Genomic DNA, 15,319 nt, shown 5'->3' with positions numbered 1-15,319 from the left:
GCTGATCCCGAGAATGCTTTTGGCGCACCGTGATCGGGAGGAGGCCACCGGCAGCTGCGGCTCAGTAGATCTGCACGTCGAGGGGAGTCTCGCCGTTTTCAGGCCGATCAATCACCGCTTCTGCGAAATCCGGTGGCCCAAATTTTCCGCGAGCGTTGTTGCTGAAGCCGTAACGCTCAGCGGGGATCCCGAACTGATTTCGGGACAAGGCGCCGTCGTTGTCTGTGTCGTGGAACGCAGCAATGGCAAATCGTTTTGGGAGTTGGCTGATTGGGATCGTGCACGCCGCCACGCCATTGGGCTGAATGGGCAATTGGGCGGCGACCAACGCATTCTCCGGATCATTGAACGAAGTGTCGGCGTTGTAGAGTGCCAGCCAAACCAGCGAGTCACTCGGGATGGCGCCGATGACTCGAATCAGGACACGTTCCTCGTTCGCGTCAGCTGCTTCGCCGGTGGCCAAGTCCAACGCCGTCAAAGAATTGTTGTGGGCGGGATTGATGCTGGACGCATCTGGAAAGGCCGGCGGGCGGAACTGGTTTTGTCGGTAAGTCAGGACGCCGATTCCAGTCAAAAAGACCAGGGTCGCGAAAGCCATCAGCAGCGAGCCGTGGTTTTGTTGCCAGCGCTCTGGCAGTGACTGCCAGGCGTTCCAGCTTGGTTCCAACTCGACCTGTTCGATGGGGTCGGATTTTGTTTCTGCTTGGGGTTCGAACCCGTTTTCCATCTGTTCCATTCCCGACAAGATTCAGCCCGACTGGACCTGTGTTTCGCTCAAGGAGGCTGTTTCAGCAGATTCGATGGCGAATCGATCGTCCGAACGGTCTGTCCCAAGCATCGTTGATGGTGAACAACGAGTGCCCTCAGGGTAACCGAAATGCGCGATCGATGCGACGAAGCGATTCAACCTGCAACTTCGTCAAACTGGGGCTGGGATGGGTTTCGCAAAAGAGATGCTTGACCTAAACTAGCGGAGCGATCTGCTTGATGGTGGCGACCCTTGCGACTGTGAGTCGTGAACCTGGTCAGGCCTTAACTGGAGCAGCCATAAGCGGTGTAACTTTGTGTGAGGGTTGCCTCCACCAAGCAGACGCGATTGCCAGCCGGTTTTTTTAACCGTTTCTACGAATTCATGTGAATCTGTGAGCGACGATCATTCTGCAGACGACGGGTCGTACGTCGTTGTTGCAAGACGCTATCGGCCGCGAGATTTCACGCAGCTGGTCGGTCAGGACCATGTTGCTCGCGCCTTGCAGGGTGCGATTGAAACCTCTCGCGTGGGGCATGCTTACCTGTTCACGGGGGCCCGCGGGGTCGGCAAGACCAGCACCGCTCGGATTTTCGCGAAGGCCCTGAATCACCCCGATGGTCCGACGGCAAACCCGGACAACGAAAGCGATGTCGCACAGGCCATTGATTCGGGCGAAGACGTCGATGTGATTGAGATCGACGGTGCTAGCAATCGTGGGATCGATGAAATTCGGTCGTTGCGAGCCAACGTTGGGGTGCGGCCCAGTCGCTCGCGGTACAAGATTTACATCATCGACGAAGTCCACATGTTGACAGGGGCCGCGTTCAACGCGCTCTTGAAGACGCTGGAAGAGCCGCCCGAGCACGTCAAGTTCATTTTTTGCACGACAGATCCGGAGAAAATTCCGATCACCGTGCTCAGTCGCTGTCAGCGTTTCGATTTTGCGCCGGTTGAAAGCGATAAAATCGTGCAGCGTCTGCGCGAGATTGTCGAAGCTGAAAACAACACGGTGGAAGAGGAAGCGTTGGAACTGTTGGCACGTCGTGCCGCAGGGTCAATGCGAGACAGCCAATCGTTGCTCGAGCAAGTGCTGAGTTTCAGCGATGGGCACCTGACGGCCGACCATGTGCACACGATGCTGGGGACGGCGGACGATCAGCGTCTGCATCGTTTGGCCGAAGCCATGGCGGCACGAGATGCCGCGGCCGCACTTTCGCAGATTGACGAGGCCATTGCCGAGGGGGTCGACGCGGGGCGGTTGGCGGAGCAAATGCTTGGTTACTTCCGTGACCTGATGGCGGTTGCCGTCGGATGCGAAGCTTCCCTGATGCGATACGCGGCTGCATCGATGCACGGTGCGTTGGGCGAGTTGGCAGGTCGTTGGGGCTTGCAGACGGTGCTCGCAATTGTCGGCTTGGTCGATGAAACGTTGGTTCGAATTCGGCACAGTGTCCACGCTCGGGTTTTGCTGGAAGCGACGGTCATTCAGGTTTGTCACCTGCCCGATTTGCAGGCCATCTCGGATTTGGCGGCTGCGTCAGGTGCCAGCGGTGCAAAGGGCGGCAGCGAAAAAAAAAAGCGGGCCCCGGTAGCTAGCTCAGCTCCCGCGACGGCGCCCGCCACGCCTCAGTCCAGTTCGGCTTCGGAGCGTGACGCGGTGAATGTGCGTGTTGATTCCGCGGCGGAACCCATTTCTGCTCATCAAGCGACGTCCAATCCGGCGCAACCAGTTGCTTCCGCAGCGGCTGCATCCAGTCCCCCGCCCGCAGCGTCACCATCCTCCGCGCCCGTCGGGCAAGCCTCGTCCCTCACCGGATCGAGTCGATCACCTGCCGTGGCCCAGTCACCCGCCGTGGCTCAGCCAGCTGCCGTGCCCCAGTCAGCTGCCGTGCCTCAGCCAGCTGCTGCTGCGGAGTCTGCGGGCGAGCAAGCTGCATCCACGACCTCGACGGATGGTTACCCGCTGATTTCCAGTGAAGAAGCCAAGTCCGGTTGGTCGCAGGTGCTTCAGGAAATGGATCCGATGACCGCGACGTTGGCCAAAGCAGCCGAGCGGGTGGATTCGCCCGAGCCCGGTGTCCTTCGGTTGGTGTTTCCTGGGAGCTCTGGGTTGGCACTGAGTCGGTGCCAGATGCCTGAGCACAAAGAGGAAATTCTTCGAACCGTTGCCCGGGTGACTGGTCGGCGTGCTACCTTGCAATTCGAAGCGACCGCGGTGAAAAAGGCTGAGCCGGTTGCGGCCGCCAAGCCCAAGAATCGAAATCGGATGCAGCGAATGCGCGAGATCCAGGCCAACCCCTTGGTTCAATCCTGCGTCGAATTGCTGGGCGCTGAAATCGTTCGCGTGGACACCCCTCGCGGTTGAGCATCGTGACGATCGGATTCGTTCGTTTTATATTTGATCTCCCTGACTCTCGTTCCACTGGATTGGTCCCATGTTCAAAGGCCTCGGCAATCTCGGCAACATCGCTTCGATGGTTGGCAAGCTGCAAGAAATCCCGCAGAAAATGCAGGAGCTCAATGACCAGATGCGCAGCGAACGTGTCTCAGCAAGTTCGTCTTGCAATCACGTGGAAGTGGTCATGAATGGGATCGGTGAAGTCCAATCGGTGGAGATTGCACCCGAGATCTTGGGTGTCGGTGGCAGCGAAGTGGTTGCCCCCGAAGATCTGCAGCACGCCATTCGCGATGCGACCAACGCGGCCGGTGCAGCTGCCAAGCAGTTGTACGCCAGTGCGATCAGTCAGCTTGCATCGGACATGGATTTGAACATGCCCGGTGTCGATGGCTTGCTGACGAGCCTGACGGGTGGCAATGGATGAGCGGGCATGCCGGTGCGGTATCCGATTTAGTGGACCAGCTCAGCAAGCTTCCAGGGATCGGTCGCAAAAGCGCTGAAAGATTGGCGTTCCATTTGTTGCGAGTCCATGAGGATGAGGCGTTGGCGCTAGCGTCCGCGATTCGTCGCGTTCGCACCGACGTTCGTTATTGCTCGGTTTGTTACAACCTGTCCGAGACCGAGCTGTGCCGGATCTGTGCTGACCCCAAACGCGATGCCACTCGGTTGTGTGTCGTCGAGCAACCGCGTGACCTGCTCAGTCTCGATGCGTCGGGGGTCTACGCGGGGTTGTATCACGTGTTGCTTGGCCGGATCGCACCCCTGGATGGGATCACACCCGACCAATTGACCATTGATTCGCTGGTGGAGCGGGTGCGGACGGGAAATTTTTCTGAGATCATCATGGCGACCAATCCGACGGTCGAGGGTGATGGCACGTCCCTTTATTTATCGAATTTAATGCAGGAATTTCCGGTGGAAATCACGCGTTTGGCTCGCGGGATCACTTCCGGCAGCGTCCTGGAATATGCCAATCGCGAAATAATTGCTGATGCGTTGACGGGTAGGCAGCGGTTATAATCTGGACGCCAGTGATGAATTGGCATCGAATTCGCTCACTCGGTATTCTCTGAGGGGCGATCTACCATTTGATTCACGTCACGCATTTCAGAAAAGATTCTCATGCGGATGTCAGTGGGGCTACAAGCCCGGCAAAGCCAAGTCCAAAAACTCGCGCCACGGATGATCCAGTCGATGGAGATCCTGCAGATGCCCACGTTGGCATTGCAGGAACGCATCGAGCAGGAGATGAACGAGAATCCGTTGCTGGAGCAGCAAACCGGAGATCCTCTGAATCCGGATGAAGGTGACGACGAGGTCCCCGACAAGGACACACGCAGCGAGAACGAGAAGGAATTGGTGGTCGACAACGACCATGACAACAAAGACGACTTTGAGCGTCTGTTGAACATGGATTCGGATCTGCCGAGCACCTTCGATGATTCCTTTCGGCAGAGTGCCAACCGCATGTCGGATGACGCGGACCGTCGTCACGACATGATGGCGAATGCCCAGTCGCGTCCTGAGTCGCTGAACGATTATCTGCTGCACCAGCTCGCTGAGATGGACATCGATGATGAGGTGGAGCAAATCGCTGAGCGGATCATCAGCACGCTGAATGCATCGGACGGTGGTTACTTGCGGATGCCGTTGGCTGATTTGCTTCCCTCCGGACATTCAAAGGAAGACTACGAGAAAGCTGAAGAAGCACTGGCGGTGGTGCAGTCCCTTGAGCCAAGTGGCATTGCCGCTCGCAATTTGAGCGAATGTTTGATTGCGCAGTTGGACTCGTCAATCGAGCATTTCGACGAGTTGTCGATCCTGATTCGGGGGCATCTGAATGACCTGGCAGAAAACCGTCTGCCACAGATTTCGAAGAAGACTGGATTCTCGATTGAGCTGATCCAGGAGTTGCGTGAAGAGTTGCATCTCTTGAATCCGAAACCGGGTGCTGCGTTTTTGGAGACGTACGTTCCCAACGTGACACCGGACATCATTCTGGAGCAGGATGAATCCGGCGAATATCGTGTTCGTCTGGACGACGACCGAGTTCCAACACTGTTCATCAGCGAGTACTACCGGCGTCGTTTGCAAGCCTCCGATTGCTCGGATGCCGAGCGTGAGTTCATCAAGCAAAAGATCAACGGCGCGCAGTGGTTGATCGACTCGATCGAGCAACGCCGAAGCACTCTGACCCGAGTCTCGGAAGCCATCGTGGAGCACCAAAAGCGGTTTCTCGATGAAGGTCCTGAGGCAATTGAACCTTTGAAAATGCAGCAAATCGCTGACAAAGTGGGGGTTCACGTGACGACGGTGAGTCGTGCAGTGGATGACAAATGGATTCAAACCCCGCGAGGGATTCTTCCGCTGCGTCGTTTCTTCGTCGGCGGTACCCAAACCGAGGATGGGGAGGATGTTGCCTGGGACACGATCCGTTTGAAGCTGCAAGAATTGATCGACAAAGAGGACAAGAGCAAACCATACAGCGACGAGAATCTGGTTGACGAGTTGAAGAAAGCCGGGATGACGGTCGCTCGCCGAACCGTCACCAAGTATCGGAAAAAGATGGGCATTCCCAGCAGTCGACAGCGACGCGATTGGAGTCTCACCGCTTCGTGATGTCCGCTTTGAAACGATCTCTTTTCGTTGGCTTGGTGGTGATGAATGTGAGTTTGATACTCCTGGTCATCGCACTTCTGGTTCGCCGTTCTGAGGTCGATCGGTCTTTGCAACCATCGACAGAGGTCACTTCTCCAGGGCCGCGTTCAAGTGGAAGCGGATCCACTGAGACCGCCACGCGACGCAATTCGTATGTAGTGGAGCGGACGGCGAATGAGGGCGAGGTCGCTCGCGAAACGATGGGCATTTCCGCAGCAAGCGAAACGCCGGATTCTGAGTCGCGGACGATTGAACTGTTCCGGGTGACATCACCATCGGTCGTCCACATCACGACCTCCAAGGTGGCTCGCGATTTCCTCAGCATGAACTTGCAGGAGATACCGCAGGGCAGTGGGACCGGATTTGTTTGGGACAAAGTCGGGCACATCGTGACCAACAATCATGTCATTCAAAACGCCGACGTGGCGATGGTGGCGTTTGATGATCAAACCAGCTTTCCGGCGAAATTGGTGGGCGTTGCCCCGGACAAAGATCTTGCCGTGTTGCGAATCGATGCCCCTGCGAAACGGCTTCGTCCTATCCCGCGAGGTGTCTCAGCTGATTTGGAAGTGGGGCGGACCGCGCTTGCGATTGGCAACCCTTTCGGATTGGATCAGACCCTCACGACGGGCGTCATCAGTGCGCTCGGTCGCGAAATCAAGTCGGACTCGGGGATCCCAATCAAGGATGTGATTCAAACCGACGCGGCGATCAACCCTGGCAACAGTGGCGGGCCGTTGTTGGATCGTTCAGGGCAATTGATTGGCGTCAACACAGCGATCTACAGCCCCTCGGGAGCTTACGCCGGAATTGGATTCGCGATTCCTGTCGACACGGTTCGTTGGGTGGTTCCCGAGTTGATTGAACACGGGCGAATCATCCGCCCCGGAATCGCAATCACGGTTGCCAGCGATTCAATGAGCAAGCGGTTCAAGTTGCCGCCGGGCGTCTTGATTCTGGAGGTGCCTGATGCCAGCAGCGCTGCGGAGGCAGGATTGATGCCGACGCGTCGAACCCGCTTCGGGGACATCGTGCTGGGCGATATCATTGTGGCGGTGGACAATCATCAGGTCACTTCGACGGCGGATTTGACGCTGATTTTTGAGAACTACGAGCGTGGTGACGTGGTTGACGTCACGGTGCTCCGCCAAGGTACTGAATTGGTTTTGCCAGTTGAACTCGAAACATTGGACTGATCGGATTTCTCGTTCCCCTGCCCCCATGTCGCGTCCCTGGTACGAAACGGACAATCTCGATGAAGTCAATTCGCCAGCGTTGTTGGTCTACCCCGATCGAGTTCAAGCCAACTTAGATCGGATGATCGAAATGGCGGGAAGTTCCGATCGTCTGCGGCCCCATGTGAAAACTCACAAGATGCCCGCCATCACCCAGATGAACATTGCCGCGGGGATCACTCGGTTCAAGACGGCGACGATTGCAGAAGCTGAGATGACCGCCGAAGCCGGGGCCAAGGATGTTCTGCTTGCCGTGCAGCCAGTGGGACCAAATATTCAGCGTTTGGTGAAGCTGATCAAACGCTATCCCGGTTGTTTGTTCTCGTGCTTGGTGGATGAACCTGCGGTGTTGGAGCAACTTGAAAATGCGTTTCAAGGGGCCGGTGTCTGCGGAAGCGTCTGGTTGGACGTCAACGTTGGCATGAACCGAACCGGCATCACGCCATCCGCTGCCGCATCGGATTTGGTTCGATCTCTGTTGTCGAGGGAGCATGTTGCTTTCGCTGGGATTCACGTCTACGACGGTCACTTGCATGACACGGACGCCGAGCGTTTGAAGCAACAGTTCGATGACGTCATGAAGCCGTTTTGGGCGTGGCTCGCGGAGTGGCAGCACGACTCTGAAACCCAGCCGAGATTGGTTGCGGGAGGGACGCCCACCGCCAGTTTTTGGCAGGCGGAGGCACGGGCTCGGCAACTTGAAATCGAAACGGGCGCCGGGACGACGGTGTTGTGGGACGCGGGGCAGCCGACCTTCTCTCCTGCAATGCCTTTCGAGCCCGCGGCAGTTGTGATGACCCGCGTGATCAGTCGGCCCACGGAGTCGCACGTTTGCCTCGATCTCGGTCACAAAGCGATTGCGTCGGAGATGCCACTTCCACGCGTCCAGTGGTTGAACTGGGAGGAGGAGCACGAGGTGGTTGGTCACAATGAAGAGCACCTGGTTTTGCAGACCAAGGAACGCTGTTCGCTCCGCTGTGGCGATGTGCTCTACGGCGTCCCGGTGCACATTTGTCCGACGGTCGCGTTGCATCAGCACGCGGAATGCGTGCGGGATCATCGTGTGAGCGAGCAATGGAAGGTGGTGGCTCGCGATCGCAAGCTGACGATTTAGCTGGCGATCTAACCGTCGGATCGACCGACCGTTGCCACTTTCACGGAAGAGGTCATGCCGTTTTTTGACACGGTTTTTCAGCGGGTTTCCGCACGATGCACCTCTCCCGAAACGAAGTTTGGGGGGAGAGGGCGAGCGACGCCGTTCAGGCGTACGCGAGGAAGGGTCCGGGCACGGGAAGCGGTTCGCACCGCCCTCCCCCGAAAAGCTCGCTGAACGCTCGCTTTCCGACCCCTCCCAACTTCGTCGGGCGGGGTTCTCAAGACGCTACAGGCTCAGCATTTAAAACCGGCGCGACCTCTGAAGGTGAGGGCTCTTAGTTCAGCTGGACTGGGTTCGTGGCTTCTTTGATCTTCTTTCGCATCAGTTCGATCGAAGCTTCTTGGCCGGTGAAGAGTTTGAACTGATACGCGGCTTGGCGGACGAACATGTCCACACCAGTGATCACGCGAGATTGTTTCTGTTTCGCTTGTTTGATCAGCAGCGTGTTTTCGGGGTTGTAAACCGTGTCGAAGACAACCATGAACTGGTTCAGAGCGGACTGGTTGAACGGGGTGTTGTCGACATCTGGGTGCATGCCGATTGGAGTCCCATTGATGAGCAGTTGGACTTTCGTGTCGTGGCGTTCTTCCCAGTCGACGACATGGCAACCGATGTCAGCGGCCAACATCTCAGCGCGTTCCCGGGTTCGAGAGCTGATGGTGACGTCGCACTTGCGTTGCCGCAGTCCCCACGCGATGGCTCGCGAAACGCCGCCGGCTCCTAGGATCAGTGCCGTTTTTCCTTGCAGGGAATTCTCGGTGCCCCGTTCGATATTGAATGCTTCTTCGATGCAATCCATCGCAGCTCGATAGTCGGTGTTGTATCCGAGGCGATCGTCCCCGTTGAAGACCATCGTGTTGATCGCACCGATGCCAGTGGCGGCCGATTCGGCTTGTGTGCAGTACTGGAGAGCTGATTCCTTGTGGGGAATCGTGATGCTGATGCCTTGGATGCCGAGGTCCGTGCAGGTGTTCATGAACGAAGGCAGGTCATCCTTGGGCACCCGCAAAGGCAGGTAGCGAGCATTCAGCCCCGCGTCGACAAAGGCTGCGTTGTGAATCAGTGGGCTGTGGCTATGGGCGACGGGGTCTGCGATCACGCCGAACAACGCGGTGTCTTCTTTGATTGTTTCGTAGTGATAGACGCTGTTCATTTCCTTCCAGTTCAATTGGCCCGGAGCAAGTTTTTTGTCCGAGCTGAACGTCGCGTAGGTGAAGGGTGATCCGACGCGGTTGGCGAGGATCCGGGTCAGCATGCCGATCTCGCCCATGCAGATCCCGATTGTTGGGATCTTGGCGTTCTTGCAGAGGTTGATCATTCGGATGTTGTCCGAAAATGAATTTGCCATGCAGGCGATTTTGACGATGTCGGCGTCTTCGGCTGCCATCGCCTCGTGCAGTTCGTCGAGATTTTCTGGTGTGCCACTGAAGTCGTGGTAGCTGATGATTCGCTTAGTGTTGCCGTATCGTGGGATTTGCGAGGCGATATCGGCTTCGATGTCGACGTATTCGGCTCCCGCTGCAATGACACTGCGTAGCAGCATGAGGCGATCTTGCTCGGATCGTTCCCATCGCCCGCCGTCCTCTTTGCGACGAACCGTGGCGACCACGGGCCCGGGACGGTCATTGAGTAATCGTTTCAGGTCCACTGCGCGCGAAATGTAATCCAGACGCAATTCAACGAGCTGGGCGCCTTGTTCGACCAAGTACTGGTGTTCGGCGATCATGCGTTTGTGGCGGGCACGGCCGAGACTGACACAAATCATAAAACTTCGGTGGTCGTGAATGAGGGCAGATGGGGGCGAGACTTCGCCTGGTCGTTATAATAGTCGGCAGCGTTCTGCTGGGCAGTACGGGAGGCCAACCAGAAACACACAAAATGTGCTGAATGGACGATGATTCACTGCTTTCAAGACACCGCATCCGCAAAAAAGGTTCCCGCCATGATTCGAGTCGGTTGTTGTCTCGCTGTGTTACTAGGCGGATGCGTTTTGCCTGCGGCATTCGCAGAAGATGTTGTTTCGCCGGTTTGGCCAACGGCACGTGGGAACTTCGCCGGGACCGGAGCACGAGCGACCGGATTGGCGGAAGAGTTGGTGCTGCAATGGGAAACCAAGACCGCGGAAGCGATTGAGTCCGCTCCCGTGAGCGATGGCAACCACGTTTTCGTGGTGGATGTGATGGGCGGTCTCGAAGCCATCTCGCTTTCAACGGGAAAGTCGATGTGGCGGCACGAGTTGGAGACGGGGTTCGTCGCTTCCCCTGCCCTGTTTTTGCCCCTGGACGTTCGCCCGTCTGTGGGAGCTGTGAATGTTCTGGATGCGAGCGACCTGCCGGCGAATACCAGTCCTTTGCAACCGGCAGGAATTCAATCGTGGGCCGAAAACCTGTCGCCTGTTTTGGTTTCGGGAGATGTCGAAGGCAATGTTGTCGCTTGGGATCCTGTCTCAGGGGAGCAGCTTTGGAAAAGCTTGACCGGTGGCGAAATCAGCGCGTCGCCTTCTTTCTACGTGTTGCGCCGGCCTGATTCAGCAGGGGAGATTGAATTGCAGCCGCGGGTGTTGGTCACCAGCCAGGATGGCAGTTTGTATTGTTTTGCTTTGGATTCGGGCGAGCTGATTTGGAAGTATGAAACTGGCGACCAAATCCGCTGTGGCGCGACCATCGGCGATGGGAAGACTTACCTGGGCGGATGCGATGGCGGGTTGCATGTGGTGGACCTGAGCACCGGCAAGGCCTCACGGGAAGCGATTCCATTGGGAGGCCCAACGGGCAGCACACCCGCGATTCAGGGAGGGGAATTGTTTGTTCCGATCATGGATGGCGTGCTGTACGCGTTCTCACCATCAAACGATTCGGATGCTCCCGTCGAGCCGACTTGGGAATACAGTGATCCCGATCGAAGCCAGGAATACCGCGGCAGCGTCGCGGTCACCGACGAAGTGGTTGTCGTGACCAGTCGCAACAAAACGGTGGATGCGATTGAACGCGAAACTGGCCAACTTCGATGGAGGGTGACTTTGAAACGGCGTGCGGACGCTTCCCCTGTGATTGCGGGCGAGGATGTTTGGATCGCATCGACGGACGGCCGACTCGTGCGTTTGGCGCTCCTTGACGGACGAGAAAAGTGGGATTTCGAAATTCGCGGTGCCTTCATCGGTGAGCCTGCCATTGTGGGGGGGCGTTTGGTCATCGCGGACGATGAAGGCATGGTACGCAGCTTTGGGCCCAAGTAAGGCTTCTTTACCGAAGCGTTTTTGGCCAGGATTCGAGGCTCACCGGTTCGGTGTGAGCAGCGAATCGACTATTCTGAAACTGATCATTCGCACGCAAACGGGAATTTTATGACGACTGCATCGACCCAGGACGAGTCTCGCGAAAAAAAGCCGGAAGGTAGCAAGACGGAAGTCGGCAGCTACTTCATCAGCAATTACCCGCCCTACAGCCAGTGGAAAGCGGATTCGCTCGATGACGTGAAGCAACGCATGGATTCCGCACCGACCAGCGAGAATCCGTTGGGGCTGTATCTGCACATCCCGTTTTGTCGAAAGCGTTGTAAGTTTTGTTACTTCAAAGTTTTCACGGACGTGAAAGCTCAAGAAGTTCAACGCTACGTCGATGCGTTGTGCAACGAGATTTCGATGGTCAGTCAACTGCCGGTGATGGGTGATCGCCCGTTTCGGTTTGTTTACTTCGGCGGTGGGACGCCCAGTTTTCTTTCGCCCAAACAATTGACCAAACTCGCCGATCGTTTGCGCGAGCACATCACTTGGGATGGTGCCGAAGAAGTCACCTTTGAATGTGAACCAGGCACGCTGAGTGAGACCAAAGTCAAGACATTGCGTGAGCAATTGGGTGTGACCCGGTTGAGCTTGGGAATTGAAAACTTCTCCGACAAGTTGTTGGAAGAGAACGGTCGGGCTCACCTCTCAAAACAAGTTTTCGCGGCTTGGGAGTGGATTGAAGCGGCTCAGTTCCCCAATGTGAACATTGACCTGATCTCGGGAATGGTGGGTGAGACATGGGAGAACTGGCGAGACAACATTCGTCGCACGATCGACATGTCGCCAGAAAGCGTGACGATCTACCAAATGGAACTGCCGTTCAACACGGTTTACAGCGCCGATATCTTGGGCAACAAAATTGACAGCCCGGTGGCTGACTGGCAGACCAAACGCGACTGGGTCAGCTACGCCTTCGATGAGATGACATCAGCAGGATACAAAGTCAGCAGCGCTTACACGTTGGTCAAAGACACCGGGAAAGTGAACTTCTCTTACCGTGACAATCTCTGGCGAGGTGCCGACCTGTTAGCAACTGGCATCGCTAGCTTTGGCCACGCAGCGGGCGCTCACTACCAAAACCTGCCCCACATGGAGCAGTACCTCGGCGCGATTGAGGAAGGGAAGTTGCCGCTCGGCCGCGGATTTGTTCCGACCGAGCACCAAGCGTTGATTCGCGAAATGATTTTGTTGCTGAAACGCGGTTTCCTCGAACGGGACTATTTCCAATCCAAGTTTGGCGTTGATATCGTGGAGGATTGGAAATCGGTTTGGGATGGTTACGTGGAAGAAGGCCTGGCAGAAGTGCATCCCGATGAGGTTCGTTTGACTCGTGAGGGGTTGCTGCGAGTGGATTCATTGCTGCCGGCATTCTTTGAGCCTGAGCACCAGAACGTTCGCTACACATGATCCGACGCGCGGTGTGGCGGACGTCTCGGCGTTGCTTGGAAATCGGCCGACGTCCGCTCGTGATGGGGATTTTGAACGTCACGCCGGATAGCTTTTCAGACGGTGGCCGCTTCGTTTCTGCAGGTGAGCAACTTGCGAGTGAGAAGACTTTGGCGGATGCGGTCAACGTTGCGTTGGAAATGCAATCCGCGGGAGCCGACTTGATTGACATCGGCGGTGAGAGCACGCGTCCCTACAGCGATCCGGTGAATGCGGAGACCGAAGTACGCCGTGTTGTGCCAGTGATTGAGCGGTTGGCGAGTCAGTTGACCATCCCCATCAGCATCGATACCAGCAAAGCCTCCGTTGCGCGAGCCGCAATCCACGCCGGCGCAGAGATCATCAACGATGTGACGGGTTTGGAAGGTGATTCCATGATGCCTGCGGTCGCCGTTGAAACATCGGCAGGCGTCTGCGTGATGCACATGCGAGGCAACCCGCAAACGATGCAGGACGATCCTCGTTACGACGATGTCGTGGCGGAGATCGAACGGTATTTGTTGGCTCGCCGGCAAGCTTGCCTGGACGCTGGGATTGATTCAGAGCGTATTTGTCTGGATCCCGGAATCGGGTTTGGGAAGACCCACGAGCACAATCTCACCTTGTTAACCGCAACCCAACGCTTCGCTTCGCACGGAACGCCCATTTTGATTGGGCATTCCCGGAAGGGATTCATTAAGAAGCTGTTGCAGAGCAAGGAGCGTTTTTCAGGCGACGACTACGACCCGATGGCTGGCACGCTGGGGGTGTCGATGGCAGTCGCTGCGGCTGGTGCTCATGTCATTCGTGTGCATGACGTGGCGGAAACCGTTCAGGCTTTGGACTTGTTTGAAGCAGCGGGTGGCTTGGATGCCAGAGCTGCTGCATCGTGATGGACGGTTCATTGGATCGACGCATCTTCTAAGAAGTAGCGGTTTAAAAAAGCTTGGCGTTCATCACTCGGTGTCGCAGCAAACTGAACCATCGCATACAGGCGTTTTTGATCGCGTTGCCGTTTCTCTGAGAGCCACGAGTTGTTTCGGAATTGTTCTGGCAACGGGCCGATCAATTGGAAGCATTCTGGTTCCCGCGGGCCTGCGACCACGCCATGCCGGTCGAGCATGGCGAGGGCAGTGTCGACCCGGTGGTCATGCGGGCTGACCCGTTGCAGTTCGTTGCGAAGCCAGTCCAGGCCATACGCGATGCAACGATCCGCGTGGTTCTCGAGTGAGAACATCAGGCGATCGTAGAAATCGGCATCCGGATTGGCCCACTCGATGAACTGCATTTGTGTCATCAGGTCATCTTGATCGTAGAGCCAAAGGCAACGACTCGGCAGATCGTCGCGGCCCGCCCGTCCAATCTCTTGGTAATAGGACTCAATGGAACCTGGGGTTTCGACGTGGACGACCAGCCGAATGTCTTCCTTGTCGACTCCCATGCCAAAAGCAGGCGTGGCCAGGACGAGATCTCGTTCGCCCGACATGAATTGGTTTTGGATCCGACGTCGATCCTTGCGTGATTGATCGCCGTGATAGCAGACATGATCAATGGATCTCGCCAAGAGCAGGTCGCTGAAACGCGTCAACGTCTTGATCAACGAGAAGTAGAGGATCGTCCCACCGCTGGCCTGAGGGGTTGGTGACGGAAGCAGCGGTTCAGAGAGAGCTTTCAGGATCTGTTCGAGCTTTTCGTCGTCACCCATCACTGTTTCGACATCGATTCGCAAGTTGGGGCGATCAATTCCTTCGTGGAACAGTCGCATGTCGCCATCTTCGAGTCCGATCTGATCGACGATGTCGGCGCGACATTCTGCCGTGGCGGTTGCGGTGAGGGCGATGGTCGTCGGAGATCCAAGTTGTTTTCGAATGTCGGCAATTCGGCTGTAGTCTGGCCGGAAGTCGTGCCCCCATTGGCTGACGCAGTGAGCTTCGTCGATCGCAAGCAGCTGAATGTTTCGTCCTGAGATAGCGTCGAGGAACTCAGGCTTCCGGAATCGTTCAGGCGTGACGTAGAGCAACCGGTAGCGATTCTGACGCAGTTTCTCCTGTCGCTTTTCTCGCTCCATCCGATCCAGTGAGGAATTGATGAGAGTGGCATCGATGCCTTTCGCGACCAGCCCATCCACTTGATCTTGCATCAACGCAATCAGTGGTGAAAGCACCAGCGTCAGATCGTCGTCCGATCCGAGCAAGGCGGGGATTTGAAAGCACAGTGACTTGCCACGCCCCGTGGGCATGATCACCATGGCGTGCTCTGCCGCGAGAATGTGTTGGATGACGGCCGACTGACTGGGGCGAAACGACTCGTGCCCGAATACATCCCGCAGAATGGGTTGGGCTTGCTCAAGCGAACGCTTGTCCGATTTCAAATTCGCGTTGGCGGGACCATCCATCGGCGACGCAACTTTCTA

At 56.7% G+C, this 15,319-nt stretch carries 12 protein-coding genes and 1 other RNA gene; 10 read left to right on the top strand and 3 right to left on the bottom strand.

Annotated features, from left to right (window positions below; translation table 11 throughout):
- Positions 1 to 61 precede the first annotated feature (61 nt).
- Positions 62 to 736, bottom strand: a complete 675-nt coding sequence (locus RISK_RS17130) for a DUF2141 domain-containing protein (protein ID WP_047815525.1) — start codon at positions 734 to 736, stop codon at positions 62 to 64.
- A 253-nt stretch (positions 737 to 989) separates the two neighbouring features.
- Here RISK_RS17130 and ffs point away from each other — a divergent pair.
- The 7 genes from ffs to RISK_RS17100 all read left to right on the top strand — a co-directional run bounded on the left by ffs (position 990) and on the right by RISK_RS17100 (position 8,156).
- Positions 990 to 1,084: signal recognition particle sRNA small type (gene ffs, locus RISK_RS28685), an RNA gene on the top strand.
- Positions 1,085 to 1,142: 58 nt separating this feature from the next.
- Positions 1,143 to 3,116, top strand: a complete 1,974-nt coding sequence (gene dnaX / locus RISK_RS17125) for a DNA polymerase III subunit gamma/tau (protein ID WP_047815524.1) — start codon at positions 1,143 to 1,145, stop codon at positions 3,114 to 3,116.
- Between the two features lie 70 nt (positions 3,117 to 3,186).
- Positions 3,187 to 3,573 carry a YbaB/EbfC family nucleoid-associated protein gene (locus RISK_RS17120; protein ID WP_047815523.1) on the top strand — a complete coding sequence of 129 codons (387 nt, stop codon included), beginning with the start codon at positions 3,187 to 3,189 and terminating at the stop codon, positions 3,571 to 3,573.
- Positions 3,570 to 4,169 (top strand): recombination mediator RecR, encoded by a 600-nt coding sequence (recR, locus tag RISK_RS17115; protein ID WP_047815522.1) that lies wholly within the window; start codon positions 3,570 to 3,572, stop codon positions 4,167 to 4,169. Before RISK_RS17120 ends, recR begins: the two co-directional genes overlap by 4 nt.
- Before the next feature lie 102 nt (positions 4,170 to 4,271).
- The gene (rpoN, locus tag RISK_RS17110) at positions 4,272 to 5,768 is read left to right on the top strand and encodes an RNA polymerase factor sigma-54 (RefSeq protein ID WP_083435015.1); all 1,497 of its coding nucleotides are present in this window, start codon (positions 4,272 to 4,274) and stop codon (positions 5,766 to 5,768) included.
- Positions 5,768 to 7,003, top strand: coding sequence for a S1C family serine protease (locus tag RISK_RS17105; RefSeq protein WP_047815521.1), 1,236 nt, complete (start codon positions 5,768 to 5,770; stop codon positions 7,001 to 7,003). The genes rpoN and RISK_RS17105 overlap by 1 nt, the downstream gene beginning before the upstream one ends.
- Before the next feature lie 25 nt (positions 7,004 to 7,028).
- Positions 7,029 to 8,156 carry a D-TA family PLP-dependent enzyme gene (locus tag RISK_RS17100; protein WP_047815520.1) on the top strand — a complete coding sequence of 376 codons (1,128 nt, stop codon included), beginning with the start codon at positions 7,029 to 7,031 and terminating at the stop codon, positions 8,154 to 8,156.
- Between the two features lie 316 nt (positions 8,157 to 8,472).
- Here RISK_RS17100 and aroE read toward each other — a convergent pair whose 3' ends face one another.
- Positions 8,473 to 9,963, bottom strand: a complete 1,491-nt coding sequence (aroE, locus tag RISK_RS17095; protein ID WP_047815519.1) for a shikimate dehydrogenase — start codon at positions 9,961 to 9,963, stop codon at positions 8,473 to 8,475.
- Positions 9,964 to 10,092: 129 nt separating this feature from the next.
- Between aroE and RISK_RS17090 the strand changes: the two genes are divergently transcribed.
- The 3 genes from RISK_RS17090 to folP all read left to right on the top strand — a co-directional run bounded on the left by RISK_RS17090 (position 10,093) and on the right by folP (position 13,799).
- Positions 10,093 to 11,433 (top strand): outer membrane protein assembly factor BamB family protein, encoded by a 1,341-nt coding sequence (locus RISK_RS17090; protein ID WP_047815518.1) that lies wholly within the window; start codon positions 10,093 to 10,095, stop codon positions 11,431 to 11,433.
- Between the two features lie 108 nt (positions 11,434 to 11,541).
- Positions 11,542 to 12,888 (top strand): coproporphyrinogen-III oxidase family protein, encoded by a 1,347-nt coding sequence (locus RISK_RS17085; protein WP_047815517.1) that lies wholly within the window; start codon positions 11,542 to 11,544, stop codon positions 12,886 to 12,888.
- Positions 12,885 to 13,799: a dihydropteroate synthase gene (gene folP, locus RISK_RS17080; RefSeq protein WP_047815516.1), complete on the top strand. Its 915-nt coding sequence runs from the start codon at positions 12,885 to 12,887 to the stop codon at positions 13,797 to 13,799. Before RISK_RS17085 ends, folP begins: the two co-directional genes overlap by 4 nt.
- An 8-nt stretch (positions 13,800 to 13,807) precedes the next feature.
- Here the strand turns inward: folP and RISK_RS17075 are convergent, their stop codons facing one another.
- Positions 13,808 to 15,301 (bottom strand): RecQ family ATP-dependent DNA helicase, encoded by a 1,494-nt coding sequence (locus RISK_RS17075; protein WP_047815515.1) that lies wholly within the window; start codon positions 15,299 to 15,301, stop codon positions 13,808 to 13,810.
- Between the last annotated feature and the right edge of the window lie 18 nt (positions 15,302 to 15,319).

The organism is Rhodopirellula islandica (assembly GCF_001027925.1).
GTDB classification, from domain to species: Bacteria; Planctomycetota; Planctomycetia; order Pirellulales; family Pirellulaceae; genus Rhodopirellula; species Rhodopirellula islandica.
Note: the sequence above shows the minus strand (reverse complement) of the source record. Positions and strands in the feature narration are given on the sequence as shown.

Coding starts and splice junctions, on each gene's coding strand:
- RISK_RS17130 (WP_047815525.1), bottom strand. CDS start 736: ATGGAACAGATGGAAAACGGGTTCGAACCCCAAGCAGAAACAAAATCC.
- RISK_RS17120 (WP_047815523.1), top strand. CDS start 3,187: ATGTTCAAAGGCCTCGGCAATCTCGGCAACATCGCTTCGATGGTTGGC.
- recR (WP_047815522.1), top strand. CDS start 3,570: ATGAGCGGGCATGCCGGTGCGGTATCCGATTTAGTGGACCAGCTCAGC.
- rpoN (WP_083435015.1), top strand. CDS start 4,272: ATGCGGATGTCAGTGGGGCTACAAGCCCGGCAAAGCCAAGTCCAAAAA.
- RISK_RS17105 (WP_047815521.1), top strand. CDS start 5,768: ATGTCCGCTTTGAAACGATCTCTTTTCGTTGGCTTGGTGGTGATGAAT.
- RISK_RS17100 (WP_047815520.1), top strand. CDS start 7,029: ATGTCGCGTCCCTGGTACGAAACGGACAATCTCGATGAAGTCAATTCG.
- aroE (WP_047815519.1), bottom strand. CDS start 9,963: ATGATTTGTGTCAGTCTCGGCCGTGCCCGCCACAAACGCATGATCGCC.
- RISK_RS17090 (WP_047815518.1), top strand. CDS start 10,093: ATGATTCACTGCTTTCAAGACACCGCATCCGCAAAAAAGGTTCCCGCC.
- RISK_RS17085 (WP_047815517.1), top strand. CDS start 11,542: ATGACGACTGCATCGACCCAGGACGAGTCTCGCGAAAAAAAGCCGGAA.
- folP (WP_047815516.1), top strand. CDS start 12,885: ATGATCCGACGCGCGGTGTGGCGGACGTCTCGGCGTTGCTTGGAAATC.
- RISK_RS17075 (WP_047815515.1), bottom strand. CDS start 15,301: ATGGATGGTCCCGCCAACGCGAATTTGAAATCGGACAAGCGTTCGCTT.